The 15621-nt window shown below is 70.4% G+C and carries 12 protein-coding genes; 2 read left to right on the forward strand and 10 right to left on the reverse strand.

Going from position 1 to position 15621, the window contains the following annotated elements:
* Window positions 1-31: 31 nt before the first annotated feature.
* Entirely contained in the window at window positions 32-1720 is a 1689-nt protein-coding gene (pknB, locus tag ABWO84_RS03020) for a Stk1 family PASTA domain-containing Ser/Thr kinase (RefSeq protein ID WP_353112402.1), read from the forward strand.
* A gap of 27 nt (window positions 1721-1747) precedes the next feature.
* Here the strand turns inward: pknB and ABWO84_RS03025 are convergent, their stop codons facing one another.
* From ABWO84_RS03025 to ABWO84_RS03060, 8 genes are all read right to left on the reverse strand, one after another.
* A complete protein-coding gene (locus tag ABWO84_RS03025; RefSeq protein WP_353112404.1) occupies window positions 1748-3907 on the reverse strand; it encodes a peptidase domain-containing ABC transporter in 2160 nt (719 codons plus the stop codon).
* Window positions 3904-6864 carry a type 2 lanthipeptide synthetase LanM gene (lanM, locus tag ABWO84_RS03030; RefSeq protein ID WP_353112406.1) on the reverse strand — a complete coding sequence of 987 codons (2961 nt, stop codon included), beginning with the start codon at window positions 6862-6864 and terminating at the stop codon, window positions 3904-3906. Before lanM (ABWO84_RS03030) ends, ABWO84_RS03025 begins: the two co-directional genes overlap by 4 nt.
* A 56-nt stretch (window positions 6865-6920) precedes the next feature.
* Window positions 6921-7094, reverse strand: coding sequence for a plantaricin C family lantibiotic (locus ABWO84_RS03035; protein ID WP_353112408.1), 174 nt, complete (start codon window positions 7092-7094; stop codon window positions 6921-6923).
* Window positions 7081-8151, reverse strand: a complete 1071-nt coding sequence (locus ABWO84_RS03040) for an LLM class flavin-dependent oxidoreductase (protein ID WP_353112410.1) — start codon at window positions 8149-8151, stop codon at window positions 7081-7083. Before ABWO84_RS03040 ends, ABWO84_RS03035 begins: the two co-directional genes overlap by 14 nt.
* A complete protein-coding gene (lanM, locus tag ABWO84_RS03045; protein WP_353112412.1) occupies window positions 8148-10910 on the reverse strand; it encodes a type 2 lanthipeptide synthetase LanM in 2763 nt (920 codons plus the stop codon). The genes ABWO84_RS03040 and lanM (ABWO84_RS03045) overlap by 4 nt, the downstream gene beginning before the upstream one ends.
* 71 nt (window positions 10911-10981) lie before the next feature.
* Complete coding sequence (locus ABWO84_RS03050) at window positions 10982-11188, reverse strand: class II lanthipeptide, LchA2/BrtA2 family (RefSeq protein WP_353112414.1); 207 nt, start codon at window positions 11186-11188, stop codon at window positions 10982-10984.
* A gap of 100 nt (window positions 11189-11288) precedes the next feature.
* Window positions 11289-11483 carry a hypothetical protein gene (locus ABWO84_RS03055; protein WP_353112416.1) on the reverse strand — a complete coding sequence of 65 codons (195 nt, stop codon included), beginning with the start codon at window positions 11481-11483 and terminating at the stop codon, window positions 11289-11291.
* A gap of 156 nt (window positions 11484-11639) precedes the next feature.
* Window positions 11640-12803: a sensor histidine kinase gene (locus tag ABWO84_RS03060; protein ID WP_353112418.1), complete on the reverse strand. Its 1164-nt coding sequence runs from the start codon at window positions 12801-12803 to the stop codon at window positions 11640-11642.
* Window positions 12804-13080: 277 nt separating this feature from the next.
* On the opposite strand from ABWO84_RS03060, the gene ABWO84_RS03065 reads away from it, so the two are divergent.
* Complete coding sequence (locus ABWO84_RS03065; protein ID WP_353112420.1) at window positions 13081-13740, forward strand: response regulator; 660 nt, start codon at window positions 13081-13083, stop codon at window positions 13738-13740.
* Window positions 13741-13758: 18 nt separating this feature from the next.
* Here the strand turns inward: ABWO84_RS03065 and ABWO84_RS03070 are convergent, their stop codons facing one another.
* Together ABWO84_RS03070 and ABWO84_RS03075 are read right to left on the reverse strand one after the other, a co-directional pair.
* Window positions 13759-14547 (reverse strand): hypothetical protein, encoded by a 789-nt coding sequence (locus ABWO84_RS03070; protein WP_353112422.1) that lies wholly within the window; start codon window positions 14545-14547, stop codon window positions 13759-13761.
* Window positions 14544-15476, reverse strand: a complete 933-nt coding sequence (locus ABWO84_RS03075) for an ABC transporter ATP-binding protein (RefSeq protein WP_353112424.1) — start codon at window positions 15474-15476, stop codon at window positions 14544-14546. The genes ABWO84_RS03070 and ABWO84_RS03075 overlap by 4 nt, the downstream gene beginning before the upstream one ends.
* Window positions 15477-15621 lie beyond the last annotated feature (145 nt).

Genomic DNA, 15621 nt, shown 5'->3' on the forward strand with positions numbered 1-15621 from the left:
GGAGACCGTCATCGTGAAGGGGGAGCAGTCCGTGTCCATTGAGCAGCGGGTCCTGGCGGACCGCTATCGCATCGACGAGCTCATCGGGCACGGCGGCATGGCCAAGGTGTACCGGGGTCAGGACATGACCCTGGGGCGCGAGGTCGCGATCAAGATCCTCGACCCCGAGCTCGCACGTGACACCGCCTTCCGCACCCGGTTCCGCCTCGAGGCGCAGGCGGCGTCACGCATGTCGCATCCGTCGATCGTGCGCGTGTTCGACGCCGGCGACCCCAACTCCGAGCCCAGCTCCGACGAGCCGCCGTACATCGTGATGGAGCTCGTCAAGGGCACTCTGCTCAAGGACCTCATCGCCGCGGGTCCGCTCCCCGTCGAGGACGCCGTGCGCTACGCCGACGGCATCCTCGAGGCGCTGGACTACTCGCACCGTGCCGGCGTCGTGCATCGCGACATCAAGCCGGGCAATGTGATGGTCACCGACACCGGAGCGGTGAAGGTGATGGACTTCGGGATCGCCCGTGCGGTGTCCGACTCCTCGTCGACCGTCGCCGAGACGACCCAGATCATCGGCACCGCCGCCTACTTCTCGCCGGAGCAGGCGAAGGGCGAGAACGTCGACGCCCGCACCGACCTCTACTCGGCCGGAGTGGTGCTTTACGAGATGCTCACCGGGCGGCAGCCGTTCCGCGGCGACTCGCCGGTGGCCGTGGCCTACCAGCACGTCAGCGAGACCCCCGTCCCCCCGACCGAGGTGAACGAGCAGGTCCCCGGCGCGCTCGACGCCGTCGTGCTGCGCGCGATGGCCAAGGACCCGTATCAGCGCTTCCCCGATGCGGCGAGCTTCCGTTCGGCGCTCGACGCGGCGGCGACCGGCGTCGCGCCGACGAAGAAGGAGCTCGGCGCGCTCACCAGCGAGCTGTACGGTCCGAACCCCCGTCAGGCGCAGGAGACCGCACGCACGCTGCGACAGCTGAGCACCGATACCACCATGGCCCGCACCCAGTCGGGTCCGCCGGTCGCGTGGATCTGGGCCGCCGTGGCGCTCATGGCCGTGCTCGTCGTCTCAGTGGTGTTCTGGGTGGTCAGCATCAGCATGAACCGCACCGAGGTGCCGACCACCTCGCGCACCGTGCCGACGCTCACCGACTGGAAGCTCGAAGACGCCGAGGCCGCGCTCGACAAGCTCGACCTGCGCGTGCGCACGGTGGAGGAGTCGAGCGCGACCATCGACGAAGGTCATGTGATCCGCACGAACCCCGTGGCGGACGTCACCGTGGAGAAGGGCGAGACCATCACGCTCTACGTGTCCACCGGTGCCGACCTCGTGAAGGTGCCGGTGCTCGCGGGCCTCACACAGGATGCCGCGACCAAGGCCCTCAAGGACGTCGGGCTCACCGTCGGCACCGTACGGCAGCAGAACGACAAGTCCACGGCGGCGGGCATCGTGCTGTCGGCCAGCGAGGACGCCGACACCGCGGTCGAACCGGGCACCACGGTCAACCTGGTGATCGCGAGCGGCAACGTGACCCTCGACGACGTCACCGGCTGGACGCTCGACGCGGCCACCAAGAAGCTCGAGGACCTGTCCCTCACGGTCACCCCCGTGAAGCTCGACGACTGCAAGGCCTCCGACCCACCGACCGTGAAGTCGATGTCGTCGGCCCCCGGCGACGTGGCGATCCGCTCGACGATCGAGCTGCGCTACTGCGCGGGCGGCTAGGGACTGTTCGGAGGGGCGTAGCAGCCTCTACGCGATCCCGGCGCCGAGCACGTCGTCGGAGGCGTAGAGATCGCGGTAGAGGCCCGGCAGGGACATCAGCTCCTCGTGGGTGCCCCGCTGTGCGATCCGCCCACGATCCAGCACGATGATCTGGTCTGCACCGCGGATCGTGCTCAGCCGGTGGGCGAGGATGATCTGCGTGCAGCCTCGTGACTGCAGCAGCCGGCGCACCCGATCCTCGTTCACGGTGTCGAGGGCGCTCGTCGCCTCGTCGAGCACGAGGATCTGCGGGTCTCTCAGCAGCGCCCGGGCGACGGCGATGCGCTGCCGCTGCCCGCCGGAAAAGCTCCCGCCCTGGTTCGAGATCTGCGTCGCGTACCCCATCGGCAGGTCGTCGACGAAGTCGAGGATGCCGAAGGTGCGGCAGCGCATCTCCACCTCCTCGATCGAAAGACCGTCACCCGCACCGAGCATCAGGTTGTCTGCCAGTGTGCCGTTCTGCAGGGCGACGTCCTGGGGCACATAGCCGATCTGCTGCCGGAGCGACGAGAGATGGTAGTCGGCGAGCGGCCGTCCTCCGAACAGGATCTCCCCGTCCGAGGGGATGCTCAGCGAGCACATGAGCATCGCGAGGGTCGTCTTCCCGGCGCCGGAGGGTCCGACGATCGCGGTCACCGCGCCCGCCGGCGCCGTGACCGACAGGTCGGTGAGCACCGGCGCGCTGTTGGCCGCGTAGGAGTACGACACGTTCTCGAGGCGGATGTCGGTCCGGTCCAGGACGCGCACGTCACCTCCCTCGGGCTCGTCGTCGGACTCGGTGATGTCAGCCACGCGGGTCGCCGCCCTCGAAGTGTGCACGAACTCCGCGAAGCTCTGGAAGATCGAGGTCGCCACCCCGAACAGCATCCCCACCATGCCCTGCACCGAAACCGCGGCGCCGAGGGTGAGCGAGCCCGTCTGCACCAGGGAGAGCGCGAAGAAGAGCAGCAGCAAGGGGGCGAAGATCTGCACCGAGGAGACGACACCTCCGATCCAGCCCTGCTGGAGGACCATGGTGCGGCGCATCGCCCGCAGCGACGCCGCATACTCGCCGCGCCACCGCTGCGCGAACCAGTCCTGGGCACCGGCCATCTTCACCGCGGGCACCGAGAAGATGGCGTCCAGCTGGATCGCCTGCGCCTTGGCCGCGTGGCTCACCTCGTTGTCGACGGCCCGCACGATCGCCGGCTGGGTCGTCGCGAGCAGCACCGCGATCAGCACCAGCACCCCAGCCGTCAAGAGGAACACCGGCAGCGACAGTGCCGCCAGATAGACGAACAGTACGACGATCGTGCCGATGTCGATGATCGACTGCACCAACCGTGAGGAGAGGAAGTCGCGGATGGCCCCCGCACTGGCGATCCGGAACAGCAGGTCACCGGCCGCCCTGCTCGCGAAGAAGCGCATCGGCAATCGCAGGAGTTTCGCGAACACCTCCGACATGAGGTGCTGCCCGACGAGCGCGACGATGCGTGAGAGCACGACGGTGCGCAGCACCGCGATGACGTAGTAGGACGCCATGGCGATGAGGATGGCCCCGAGGATGGGGAACTGCTCGGGGGCGTCACCGGCGAGGGAGTCGACCGACCACTGGGTGAGCAGCGGGACGCTCAGCGTGAGCGCGTAGCCGGCCATGATCAGCAGCATCGCCAGAGCCAGCGCGCGCAGCGTCCCGGGTGCGCGCAGCGGGATCGTCCGCCAGTCGGCGAAGGCGGGAACCCGTCGCCGAGCGAAGTCTTCGCCCGGCTCGGCGTCGATGAGGAGGCCGCTGAAGCCTGCGGCCAGCTCGGCGAAGGACACCCGACGACGACCCCGAGCGGGATCCATGATCACCGCACGGTCGCCGACGATGCGCTCCAGCACGACGAAGTGGTTGTTCTCCCAGAACAGGATCACCGGACGGTCCAGCAGCCGGAGGTGCTCGGCGGACGGCGCGCGGAGCACCCGCGCCGTCATATCCCGCGAACGCAGCAGCCGCACGATGTCCCCGACGGTCATGCCGTCCCGTCCGAGCTCCACCTCGGCGCGGAACTCGGGCATGCGGGCATGGTGGCCGTAGGCGCCGAGCATGGCGACGACGCAGCTCAACCCGCATTCGGTCTGCGTGGCCTGCAGCACCGCGGGGACGCGGCGACGCCCGCCCGTCATCGTGCACCCCCAAGGATGAGCGGGGACGTCGACGACCCGCCGCCGATACGGCGCGCGATCGCGCTGGCGACCCCGGACGATCCCGTCATCATCGAGTTCGTGTGCGCATACCTGCTGTGCGTGTAGGCGCGGAGGCGCCCTCGGATCACCTCGGCCGTCAGCGACGCGTCCTTCTCCTCCACACGCCGTCCGATCGATGCGTCTCCCGTCGTCCGCGCGATCCAGTCCAGGATGTCGCGGTTTCCGAGGTCACCATGGCACAGCGTGAGGTTGCGTCCGAAGCCCGAGGCGAAGGCGTTGTCGACGGCCAGTGACGCGCTCTCCCCGACATCGTGGGCGGGCGCCCAGCGCTCGACGGCGACGAGCGCGAGTGCGATGCCGGCATCGCCGTGGCACCACCCGGTCGCCGCGTTGTCGCCCCCGCGCAGGTTCGACACCCAGTGCGCCTCGGACGGACGGAAGAAGTCCTCGAGCCGATCGAGCAGCGTCGTGAGGGCCGCCGTGCGGCGCGGCGACTCGGGAGCCCAGCGCGCCAGGGAGAACAGCGCTCCGGAGACTCCGTGGGCGAATCCGGAGTGCGCCCAGATGCCGTCGGCCTCCCTGCTCTCGGGGTCCAAGATCCGGGAGAGCTCACGCTCGGTGGCGAGGTCGAGATCATGGTTCTCCTCGCCGTCGAGGATGTGACGGAGCATCGCGAGCGTGCCCATGCTGCCCGCGATGACATCAGCGGATTCCAACGGGTGCCGGGCGAACTGCGTCGCGAGGCGCCGGGCGGCGTGCCGCGCCGCCTCCCGCCATTCGTCACTGTCCAGCATCGTCCCGGCCTCGGACATCGCATACGCCACGCCGGTGAAGCCCGCGAAGGCCGCCAGGCTCACCTCCCGATGCGAGCCGCCGTCCGGGGCGAGATCACCGAGCGTCTGCACGAAGGGCGAGAACACGCGGGCGGCCGCCTGTGCATGACGGCGGTCCCCGGTGAGCTCCGCCGACGCGGCGAGCGCGAGAGCGGGGCCGATGCGCCCGCTGTAGAGGTCGAACTGCAGCACGCCGGGAGGCCAGGGGCGCTCGCGCACCACCGAGGCGATCGGGCCCACCCAGGTCCACGGCATCGACGGCTCGGCATCGGGGAGCACGCTCTCGGCGAGTCCGTCGCCGATCTCGCGCAGCACGTCGTGCAGGGAGGAGCGCGCACCGCGCGCCGATGAGCGAACCTCCGAGGCTGCCGGCAACGGGAGCTCGTTGTCGGGGAACTGCGCGGTGAACGCCGAGCCGATCATCGCCAGCTGGCGGCGCAGGTCGGTCTCGCCCATGCGCCGCAGGCCGGCGCGGAACTCGTCGAACGGCGTCGCGGGCAGACGCGCTCCGGTGGGGATACCGCGACCGTCGCGGATGTCCGCCTCGTCCACGCGCACCACGAAGTAGGGCACGTCCCGTTCGGACAGCTGTGCGACCTCGTTCGCCACGAGCGCGGGGGACGACGCGCGCGACACGATGCCGATGCGTTTGAGCACGCTCAGGAACGCGGCCGGGTCAGCGATCACCGAGGCGCCGGCCGCCATCTGCAGCAGCTGCGAGTAGACGAACGTGGGATTGTGCAGGTACCGCAGCTCGGCGCCGGCGAAGGCGTCCTCGACGAGACCGGCGAAGGCGTCGCGGTGACGGAGCACCCAGTCGTAGGCCTCGGTGAAGCCGGCACGGAACCGGTCGGCGTATCCGCGCACGTCGTCGTCCCGCACGGTGAACGGCCGCGTCGACTGCATCGTCGACGCGGGCAGCGCGATCAGCGCGGTCACCAGATCGTCGCGGAACCCGCCGATGACGTGCATGGTCTTGAACGGGGCATCGCCCCCGCCGCCCTCGCCCAGGAAGCCGATGTCGATGTATCCGCCCTCGCCGTCACCGCGGGCGATCACCATCGGCAGGATGCCGACGCCGTAGATCGACTGCGCCAGCAGCTGGTGCGCATTGTCGGGCACGACCGCGTGGCTCGGATCGGAGTGCCGGCGGGGATGCAGCACGGTCTCCAGATCCACGGGCATCGGGCCGGCGGCGCTGAGGAGGATGTTCTCGGCGTGCATGTCGCACGCGTTCACGGCGTAGAGGATGGCGCCCAGCACGCCGCATGCGCGGGCGAGCGCAGCGGGGTCCGCGGGGGTCTGCTCGACGAACTCGATGTAGCCGTAGCCGTCACGGGAGAGGGTGCGCGCGGCGGCGAGCTCGAACGGCGACCCGGAGCTCAGCGAGGCCGCCAGCCGTTCCCAGCCGGCCTCGCCGTCGATGGTGCGCGGCTTGTAGACCACCCTCGCACCGTCGTCGAAGGTCACGACTCCGACGGCCCTCCCTCCGACGTGGGTGTCCCCCGAGGCGTCGACCGAGACCACGCGGCCGGTCGGCGATCCGACGAAATCGCGCAGCGCCGCGATGTCGCGGTGCAGCCGGTCGGAAGTCTCAGCGGCGACGCGACGGTGATCGGCGATCAGGCGGCGCAGCTGATTGTCGAGGATCGGCAGCCGCTCCAGCAGGGCCGGCCCGAACTCGGACGACCAGCGACGGCAGTAGTCCAGGTAGCGATCCTCGGCGGTGGCCCCGCGCAGGCTCCCCGCTTCCCGGCGCGCGTTGATGTCGTGCACCAGGGAGCGGATGCCGAGTGCGTGGATGCTGCTCGCCAGGCGCTCCGTCGCCTGTTCCCTCAGCCGCCACTGGTCGACGGCCCCGTCGTCGAGGTCGGGAGCGGCGTCCGGCGTCAGCGCCGCAGCGGCGACGGCGCGGAGGAGCGCACCGAACGGGACCTCTTCGGCGCCCTCGCCGAAGAGCAGCCCCGTCATGTCGGGCAGGAGGATCGCGGAGGTCACCGGGGCGAGAACGCCCAGACCGTCGTCCCATGCGGACAACGGATCGATGACCTCCGCGAGCTCGCGCTCATCGAACTCGGGGAGCAGCTGTGCGACCACTCGCATGGGGATTCCTTCCCTGCCCGTCGCGCCGGGCACGTGTTCGATGAACCGATCTGCGGTCAGTTGCAGTTCGGCATGCACTCCTTGGTGGCCGTGCAGACGTAGCCGTGGTTTCCGAGGGTCGCCGAGATCAGCGGGGTCGCGGGAGTGATCGTGATCGTTCCCCCGGAAGCGACGGCGTCGAAGTCCTGATCAGCGATCTCCTCGAAGACGGTGACGTCAAATGCGGACATGGTTCTCTCCTTCTCGTTGTGGGCTGCGTCGTCCGGCGAGGACGGCGAGCCCGGTTTCGTCGGTCCCGCTGACCGGGACCGATCGTTCGGTCGCCGATTCCTGTCGGCGAAGCGGCGGGGCGGAGGAGGTCGCGACGTGCGCCTCGTCGAGTGCGAGCAGCAGGTCGATCACCGGCACGATGCCGACCCGCTCCGTGACGCCGGTGAGGTTGAGCACCACTTCGTCGGCCCCGGCACGGAACAGCCGCGCGCACGCGGCCCGCACCTCTTCCACCCCGCCGGCGACGTACACCCCGGCTGAGGTCAGGACGTCGACGGCCGCCTCGGGGGAGCGGAGCGCGGCCTCCACGTCGACACCGGCGCGGCCGAGCGCGTCACGGTAGTGCGGCAGCGACAGGTGCGCACCGACGGCGACGGCGAGGTGGTCCCCCGCAGCAGCCGGCGGCACGCCCAGCCCGGCGGCCAGGTAGGCGACGACCCGGGGCCGAGCACGGCCGCTGTCCTCGGCACCCTGAGCGAGTTCGGGCACGATCGTCTCCGCGAGGTAGCGCGGTGGGGCGAGCCAGCACACCGCCACGTCGGCGACCTCGCCGGCGAGCCGGGCCATCCGGGGGCGGAGCACCCCGAGTCCGAGCGACACGCCCTCGGTCCCCGCGGCCGTCAGGTGCTCGCGGACGCTCGTCAGGTACCCGCGCATGTGTTCCAGCGGACTCGCGATGGGGGCACCCGTGAGCGCGATCTGCGCGGCACGGCCCCCGGGGCCGAAGCCGGCGACGACGGGTTCGCGGGTCGTGGCGCGGATACTCGAGAGCGCCGTCGCCACGGCGTAGGGGTGGTGCAGAGCCGTGACGAGCACTCCGAAGGAGTAGGGGATCGCATAGCCGCGCCCCGACAGGTGCCCGGCGTTGACCAGCGGCTCACCGCGCAGGCTCTGCCCCTGCCACAACGCGGCGAGGGAGGATCCGCGCACCAACTCGGCGAACGGCGCGAGAGCGCGCGCGTCGACGGGGTCGAAGGGAGCGAGCAGCGAAAGGCGCTCGGCAGCTACGGCGCTCATCGAGCGACCCGTGCGAGCGCCGGGGCCGCCGACGGAGGCCGGACCCCCGATTCGACCGAGAGCAAGGCGTGGGCGAATCCGGTGATGCCCAGCATGTGACCGAGCGTGGCCTCTCCGTGCCGGACTCCACCGCGGTAGCCCTCCCGCGCGAGCCGAGCGAGCATCCCCGGGACCTCGGCGCGGAGTCGGTCACGCAGCGCGGCGTCGTCGAGGACATCGGCCGTGGTGGCCCATGCGCTGATCACTCCGCCGAGGCCATGACAGAGGCTGATGTCGGCGCCGGCGAGGAGCTCGGGGGTGAACAGCGCCCGCACGGCTTCGCCGATCGCGGCATCGATGCGCTCGGGGCTCTCCCCGACGGCAGCCAGGGTCTCCGCGGCGGCCTGCGCCACGCCGACCGCGCCGACGCACCACGCGGAGCGCTCCGGCACGCCCTGTGCCGACGCGTCCGATAGCGGAGCCGCGCCGAAGCGGTGCAGCCGCTCAACGAGCTCGCCCGCCACCCGCCGGGCGATGCGCTCGTCGGCGGACACCTGCCCGATCGCCGCTAGCACGCCGACGCGTCCGTGCGCGACACCCTGTCCAGTCGGGTCGAGCTCTTCGCGGAGGAGCCGTTCGGTGCCGCTCGCGATCGCCGCCGCATAGCGCTCGCGGTCGATCGCGGCCAGCACGGGAAGCACGCCGGCGAGACCGGCGACGACGTCGAGGGGGAGCGTGTCGTCGCCGAGGATTCGTGCGGAGACGCCGTCGAGGATCGCATCACGACGCTCGACGGCCCTCTCGTCGTCGAGCACCGGGATCACCTCGTGCAGCACGCGCGCTATCGAGGCGGCCCCGGTGTACGCGGAGATGTCCTCTACCCCGCCCGGCGCAGCATCGAGGTGAGGGCGGAGGAAGGCCGACAGCGCCTCGACGGCACCGTCGTGCCCGCTGGCACGATGTGCGGCGGCCAGCAGCATCGCCACCCCGCCGCCCTGATACGAGGTGAGATCGATAACCGACATCCCCAGCCGCTTGTCGTCGACCAGGAGCGGCGTGATCCAGGTGCAGGCGCTGCGGTCGTCGGACCAGACGGCCAGGTCGAGCACGTCGTCGACGATCGACGCCGCCGCTGTGAGCGCGCCTCCGCCGGGGACGATGTCGAACACCGGTCTCGGGTTCCTGTCCCCGCCGGACGGCCACACGTCCTCCGTCACCGCGGCGGTGAACCCCGCGATCGACGCCTGGTCACGGACGGACGGACGGCGCACGAACGCCTCGAGCACGTCGAGGGCGACGAGCCGGCCCGCGCCGTCACCGACCCCGCCGAGGTCTCCGTCGTCGTCGCGGAGCCGTCCGCTACGGGAATCGACGGTGAAGTAGGGGATGTCGTGCCGAGCGAGGGCGCGCTGCTCCGATGCCGCCACAGCCGGAGCGAGCACCTCGTCCAACGCCGGAGGGAGGCCGATCAGGGCGAGCAGGCGGGAGTGCTCGGCCTCGCTGCCGAGGTAGGCGGGGTGCAGCGCCGCCTCCAAGGCCGCCGCATACGTCGAGGTGGGGCGCAGGATCTCACGGCTCTCCAACGCGACACCGCCGAGGATCGCACGAAGGGCCGGCGCACGGCCGACGATCGCCGCAGAGCATTCGGCGTAGCCTTCGCGTAGCGGGTCGGACAGGCTGTCGAGCTCGGGCGGATCCGTCACGCCCTCGGGTGAATGGGGCGCGCGCACGATCACGGCGGGGCTGACGTCGATGCGGATGTCGAGCGTGCCCGCACCGACGATCCGCGCGCCCCTCATGACCGCGGACGTCTGCTCCAAGGCTGTCCCGGCGGCCGACAGATCGACGTCGAAGCGCGGGTTTCCCCGGTAGTTGGGCAGGATCATGGTGGCTCCGACACCGAACCACGACTCTCGCTGCACCGCCGCCAGGAGGGGGTCGGTGTCGAGATCGGCCAGGCGCAGACGCACCGCCGTCTCGAGGTCTATCGGAACGGGGTCCGGTCCCTGCGCGATGATGTTCTCGTAGTGCATGTCGTGTCCGCCGAGCGCCGTGAAGAACGCCAGCAGCGCGCCGAGCCGGCGGTAATACTCCCGGTACTCGCCGAGCGACTGCGTGCGCCGCGGGGAGATGAACTCCTGCCATCCGTGATCGGGGCCGCCGATCGAGCGCGGCAGTCTCAGCGGAGTGCGCAGGTCCGCCGACACCTCCTCGGCGAGCCGGGCGACGAGCAGATCCACGTCGAAGGAACGGGGCTTGTGCACGACGTGCCCTGCGTCGGTACGCACGATCGTCACCCGACGGCCTCCGCGATGCGGGTCCCCGTCGCTGACGTCGATCCCGGTGATGACCGGGCCGACCGGGATCCCGGCGTCCTCGAGCCCCTCGCGGTCGTCGGCGAACCTCCGGATCACCTCGATCGCGTTGTCCGCCGCCGACTCGACGGCCTCATCGAGGAGCCGCCGGAGCACCGGTCGCCCTCCGAGCACTCCTTCGCGACCGTGTGGGGAGGCGAAGTGCTCTGCGGCACGGCGGAAGCTCGGCTCGGTGCGCGAACCCAGTTCATAGACGAGCGTGCGGATCCCGATCCAGACCAGCGTCTCGGCTGCAGCATCGACCACATCGGCCACCACGGCGTCGCGGTGGACCACATCGCCGAGCCCGGCGTCCGCGACGATCCGCGCATCGAGGTCGTCGCGGAGGCGTCGCAGCCAGGGCTCGTAGAAGCCACCGAACACGCCGAAGCGATCCAAGACCGCTCTCTGCACCGGATCGTCCACGTCCCCTCCTCACTCACCGGCCGGCGGGGCGGGCCTCCGCGGCGCGACGTCCGTGGAGGCCCGCCTGCGGATCATTTAGTGCACTGCTTCGTGCACGCGAACGTCGGGCACAGGCCGGTGCTCGTGATGAAGGCGGACACCGCGGTGATCGCCGTGATGATGGCCGGCGAGCCCGCACCCGCGGGGGATGCGACCGAGTCGGCGTCGCCGGTGACCAGGTCTGTCAGCTGGCTCTCCTCGACGAACCCGCTCCGGCGCATGATGTCATCTGCACTCATGATGTTCTTCCCTTTCTTTCCGCCCGCGATCTGCGAGGGCTCGTGGTCGCTCCGAACCACCGCCGTGTGCGATCGCACGGCGGAAGAACGACGCGAGGGCTCAGGGGCGCTTGCGGAAGAGCACGACGAAGCCGCAGATCAGGATGACCAGCCCGATCGCCATGCCCGAGTACTGCAGCCACCGGTTGCCTGCCGAGGCGGCGGCGGTGGCGCCGACCAGCACGAAGGTCGCCCCGACGAAGTACCATGTCGCCGCCATCGACTGCGACGACTTCGTCCGCTGGTGACTGCTCATGATCCGCTCCTGTCGATGGATGCTCCGGTGAGAAGACGGTGTGAAACGCCCGATTCACCACCAGGCTAGGGACGACGGGATCGCAGCGAATGAACGATCGGCCAGAGTGCCTCATCGTTCGGCCAGGACGTTCCCGGCCCTATGGCCAGACCCGGCTCAGGGCAGCGGCACGCGCATCCTGGCGACCCACTCGCCGCCTTCCACCCCGGCTGCGAACTCACCGCCGAGGAGCTGCACACGCTCGGACATGCGCACCGTCCCGTAGCCGCCGGACGGCAGCCGGAGGGCGGGTCTGCGCCCGTCGAACCGGTTGCGCACCGTCGTCTCGACATGCCCGTCGACGATGTGGGCGTCGATCGTCGCATAGTCGGAGACCGAGTGCTTGAGCATGTTCGTCACCGATTCGCGCAGCATCCCCGCGAGTGTGGCGGTCAGCAGCCTCGGGAGCTCGTAGACCGCGGGATCGACGTCGAGGGTGACGGTCCTCCCGGCGGCGGCGAGCTCATCGCGCACTTCGGCCACGGTCTGCGCGAAGCCGCCCGCCATGGACGGCGGCACCGCGTTCGGGACGGCCGCCTGATCGATGACGGATCGCATCTCGACGAGGGCTCTGCGCGCCGCCTCGCTGATTGCCTGCCGGGTCTCCTGCAGCTCTCCCGGATCGCTCTGTCGCTCCAGCAGACGCGCCTGCATCGCGATGGCGGTGAGGTCGTGCGCGACCACGTCGTGCAGCTCATCGGCGATGCGCAGCCGCTCGGCCCGTCGCACCTGCTCCTCGTCCCGCGCCTGCTGACGCAGCCTCTCCTCCAGTCGGCGCTCCCGGTCGCCGGCGAGTCGCAGGACGAGGCCCACGGTGGCGGCGGTGATCATCAGCAGCAGATAGATCGCGATGCGGGTGGTGGTCTCCTCGTTCGGCGCCAGCAGGCCGACCACCGCGATCGCGATGCCCAGCGCTCCGGCATAGGCGACGATCACCCAGAGCCGGCAGGTGCGCACCACCAGGGCCGCCGCGATCGTGCCGGGGATGAGCGCCTCGGCCGAGAGGTCGAGGAAGAACGACACCGCGACCGCGAGCACGAACGCCGCCGCGGTGGACGACGGGATGAAGAGGAACCCGACGAAGAGGCAGGTCAGCAGCAGGTCGAAGACCGATGCGACCGGATCGAACGACGCGCTGCTCGTCATCGTGACCACGCTGAAGGTCAGCATCACCACGACGAGGGTCACGACGAGGGCCCGCTCGACCCTCGTCAGCGCCGGGGCGGAGGGCAGGGCATGATGGTCAGCGGCGTGAACCAGCGGCGGATCCTCGGCTGCCATGCCCCCCATCATGCCAGCGGGCCGTCGGCATCAGCGGATCCTCCGGGCTAACAGAGTCCGAGGAAGCGGCATATCGCAGCCCAGCCCCCATCGGCGAGCGAGAGCGGGGCGACAGCCATGGGCCAGTAGATCTTCACGACGTCCTCCATCGGTCGGTGATGCCTTCGGCATGCTCCTCCCAGCTTGCCTCCGGCGGGTGCCCGGCCGCATGGAGGAAAGTGCAATGGCCTCCTCGACTTTCGGGCATATTTCGGTCGCCGAGGGTATATTCCTGGGCATGGGTAGGCTGCGCGTGGTGGTCGTCGACGACGATCCGCTTGTCCGACGGGCGCTGAGCGTCTTCCTCTCCGACGCCGAAGACCTCGAAGTCGTGGGCACTGCGGAAGACGGCGTGGAGGCCCTCGACCGGCTCGACGCGCTCGCACCGGATATCGCGCTGATCGACATCCACATGTCGCCCCTCGACGGCATCGCGACGGCGGCGGAGATCATCCGGCGGCGCCCGACGACCCGGGTGATCGCGATCACGACCATGGCATCATCGGCCTCGGTGCTCCCGATGCTGCGCGCCGGAGCCGTGGGGTATCTGCTGAAGGACTCCGAGCCCGAGGAGATCATCGAGGCGGTGCGCGCGGTCGGTGCGGGCGCGGCCGCGCTCTCCCCGCACGTCGCGTCCGTCGTCGTCGGGGCGATCCAGAGCTCTCAGCCGACCACGCCGATCCCCTTGCAGGAGCACGAGCGCGTGTCCGATCGGGAGCTGGAGATCCTGCAGCACCTGGCGGCCGGCATGTCCAACGTCGAGATCGCGCAGGCGATGTTCGTGTCGGAGGGCACGGTCAAGGCGAATCTGAGCAACGTGATCGCGAAGTGGGGCGTCCGCGACCGGGTGCAGGTGCTGCTGTACGCAGCGCGCCTCGGCCTCGTCACGCTGCGCTGAGCCGCACCTCACCGGCGCTCAGCGCAGCTCATAGCGGGACACCCGGAACATCCCCGCGACGACCAGCACCAGCGCGTAGACGGCCATCAGGACGAGCCCGATGGCCTGATCCACAGAACTCCCCTGCGCGGCGAGAGTGACCATGGTGCCCCCGACGGCGCTGTCGCCGACCGCGCCGGGCAGGTAGTCCGTCCACTGCATCGTGCCGGTGATCACGACGATGAAGCGCAGCACGGGCTCGACGACCTGAGTGAGCGCGAGCACCCCGAGGACGGCGATCAGCGTCGACGGGACGAGCGCGCCGAGCCCCGTGCCGATCATCCCCCACAGGGCGAAGACGGGAACCACGGCGATGATCGTGATGATCGCCTGCGGGATGGCATCACTCGCCGCGTCCGCGACCGTCAGCCCCGCGGTTCCGCCGGCGACGCCGCCGGCCGCGCTGACGATCCCGGTGAGCGCACCGTAGCCCGCCGACACGACGAGCTTCGCGGCGAGCACACGGAGTCTGTTCGGCTCGGCCAGCAGCGTCAGCGCGAATGTGCGCCGCGAGACGTCCGAGGTGTGGATGAGGATGCCCGCGACCAGCGGCACGATGAACCCCACGGGCACGATGAGCGTGAACAGGGCCGTCACCTGCGGCTCCGTCTGCCAGTCCAGCGGGGAGTCGATGGTGTTCATCGCGGCGACCGGAAGGCCGAACGACATCAGCGCGCCCACCAGGGGCAACGCGATGAGCGGCGGCCACCAGTACCAGAGGCTGGTGATCTTGCGCAGCTCGGTCAGCAGCACGGCGGAGAATCTCATCGGGGCACCGCCGTCGTCGTCGAGGTCCGGACCATGAAGGCCGACTCCAGGTCGGCCGCGGCTACCGCCGCGGGAAGCGCCGGACCGGATGCGGCGAGCGCTGCCTCCACCCTCGCGGTCGGCTGTTCCACCCAGATCCGCCCGTCCGGGAGCGGCAGCACGCCGGGGAGCGTGCCGATGGCGGCGTGGATCTCCGCGCGCCGGTGCTCGTCGAGGACCGCGACGACGCTGCGACCGTCGAGCAGTTCGTCGCGCTCGCCCACGAAGACCGCACGGGACGCGTGAAGCAGCACCACATCCTGGACGATGCGGTCGAGCTCCTCCAGCAGATGGCTGGAGACGATGACCGTGCCGCCACCGGCCGCGAAGTCGCGCAGCTGGTTGCGCAGCCAAGTGATGCCGATCGGGTCGAGGCCGTTCGCGGGCTCGTCGAGGATGAGCACCCGCGGGCGACCGAGCAGGGCGGTGGCGAGCGCGAGACGCTGACGCATGCCCAGGGAGTACTGTCGCACCGGCCTGTCGGCGTCGGCGCTGAGCCCGACCGCCTCGAGCAGCTCCTCGATCCGGGCGTCGTCCGCGCCGGCCAGCGGAGCGAGCATGCGCAGATGGCGTCGCGCGCGCCGTGGCGGCGAGAAGGCGATGTTCTCGATCGCCGCGCCGACCACCGTCGCGGGGCGCCGGAGCTCCGCATAGGGCACTCCTTCGATCGTCGAGGTCCCGCTCGTCGGGTGCAGGAGCCCGATCAGCATCCGCAGCAGAGTGGTCTTGCCGGAGCCGTTCGGGCCGAGCACTCCCAGCACGCGTCCCCGGCGCGCGGTGAAGCTCACTCCGTCGACGGCGGTCAGCGCCCCGAAGCGCCTGGTCAGCGCATCGCTCTGTACGACGACCTCGGCGTCGGGTGCCGCGTGCGGTCCTCCGTCATGGTCCATCGCGTGTCCCTCCGTCGTGATCCCTCCGCGCCGCGGCGATCCGTTCCGTGCTTCGACGCTATCCGCGACCACGAACGGCAGAAATGACCGGAAGGCCAGAGTCGACCAGACCTTCGCCCAGTCCTTCCCGGCGGAGGGCTTGTTA

It is taken from the genome of Microbacterium sp. (assembly GCF_040394595.1).
Lineage (GTDB): Bacteria > Actinomycetota > Actinomycetes > Actinomycetales > Microbacteriaceae > Microbacterium.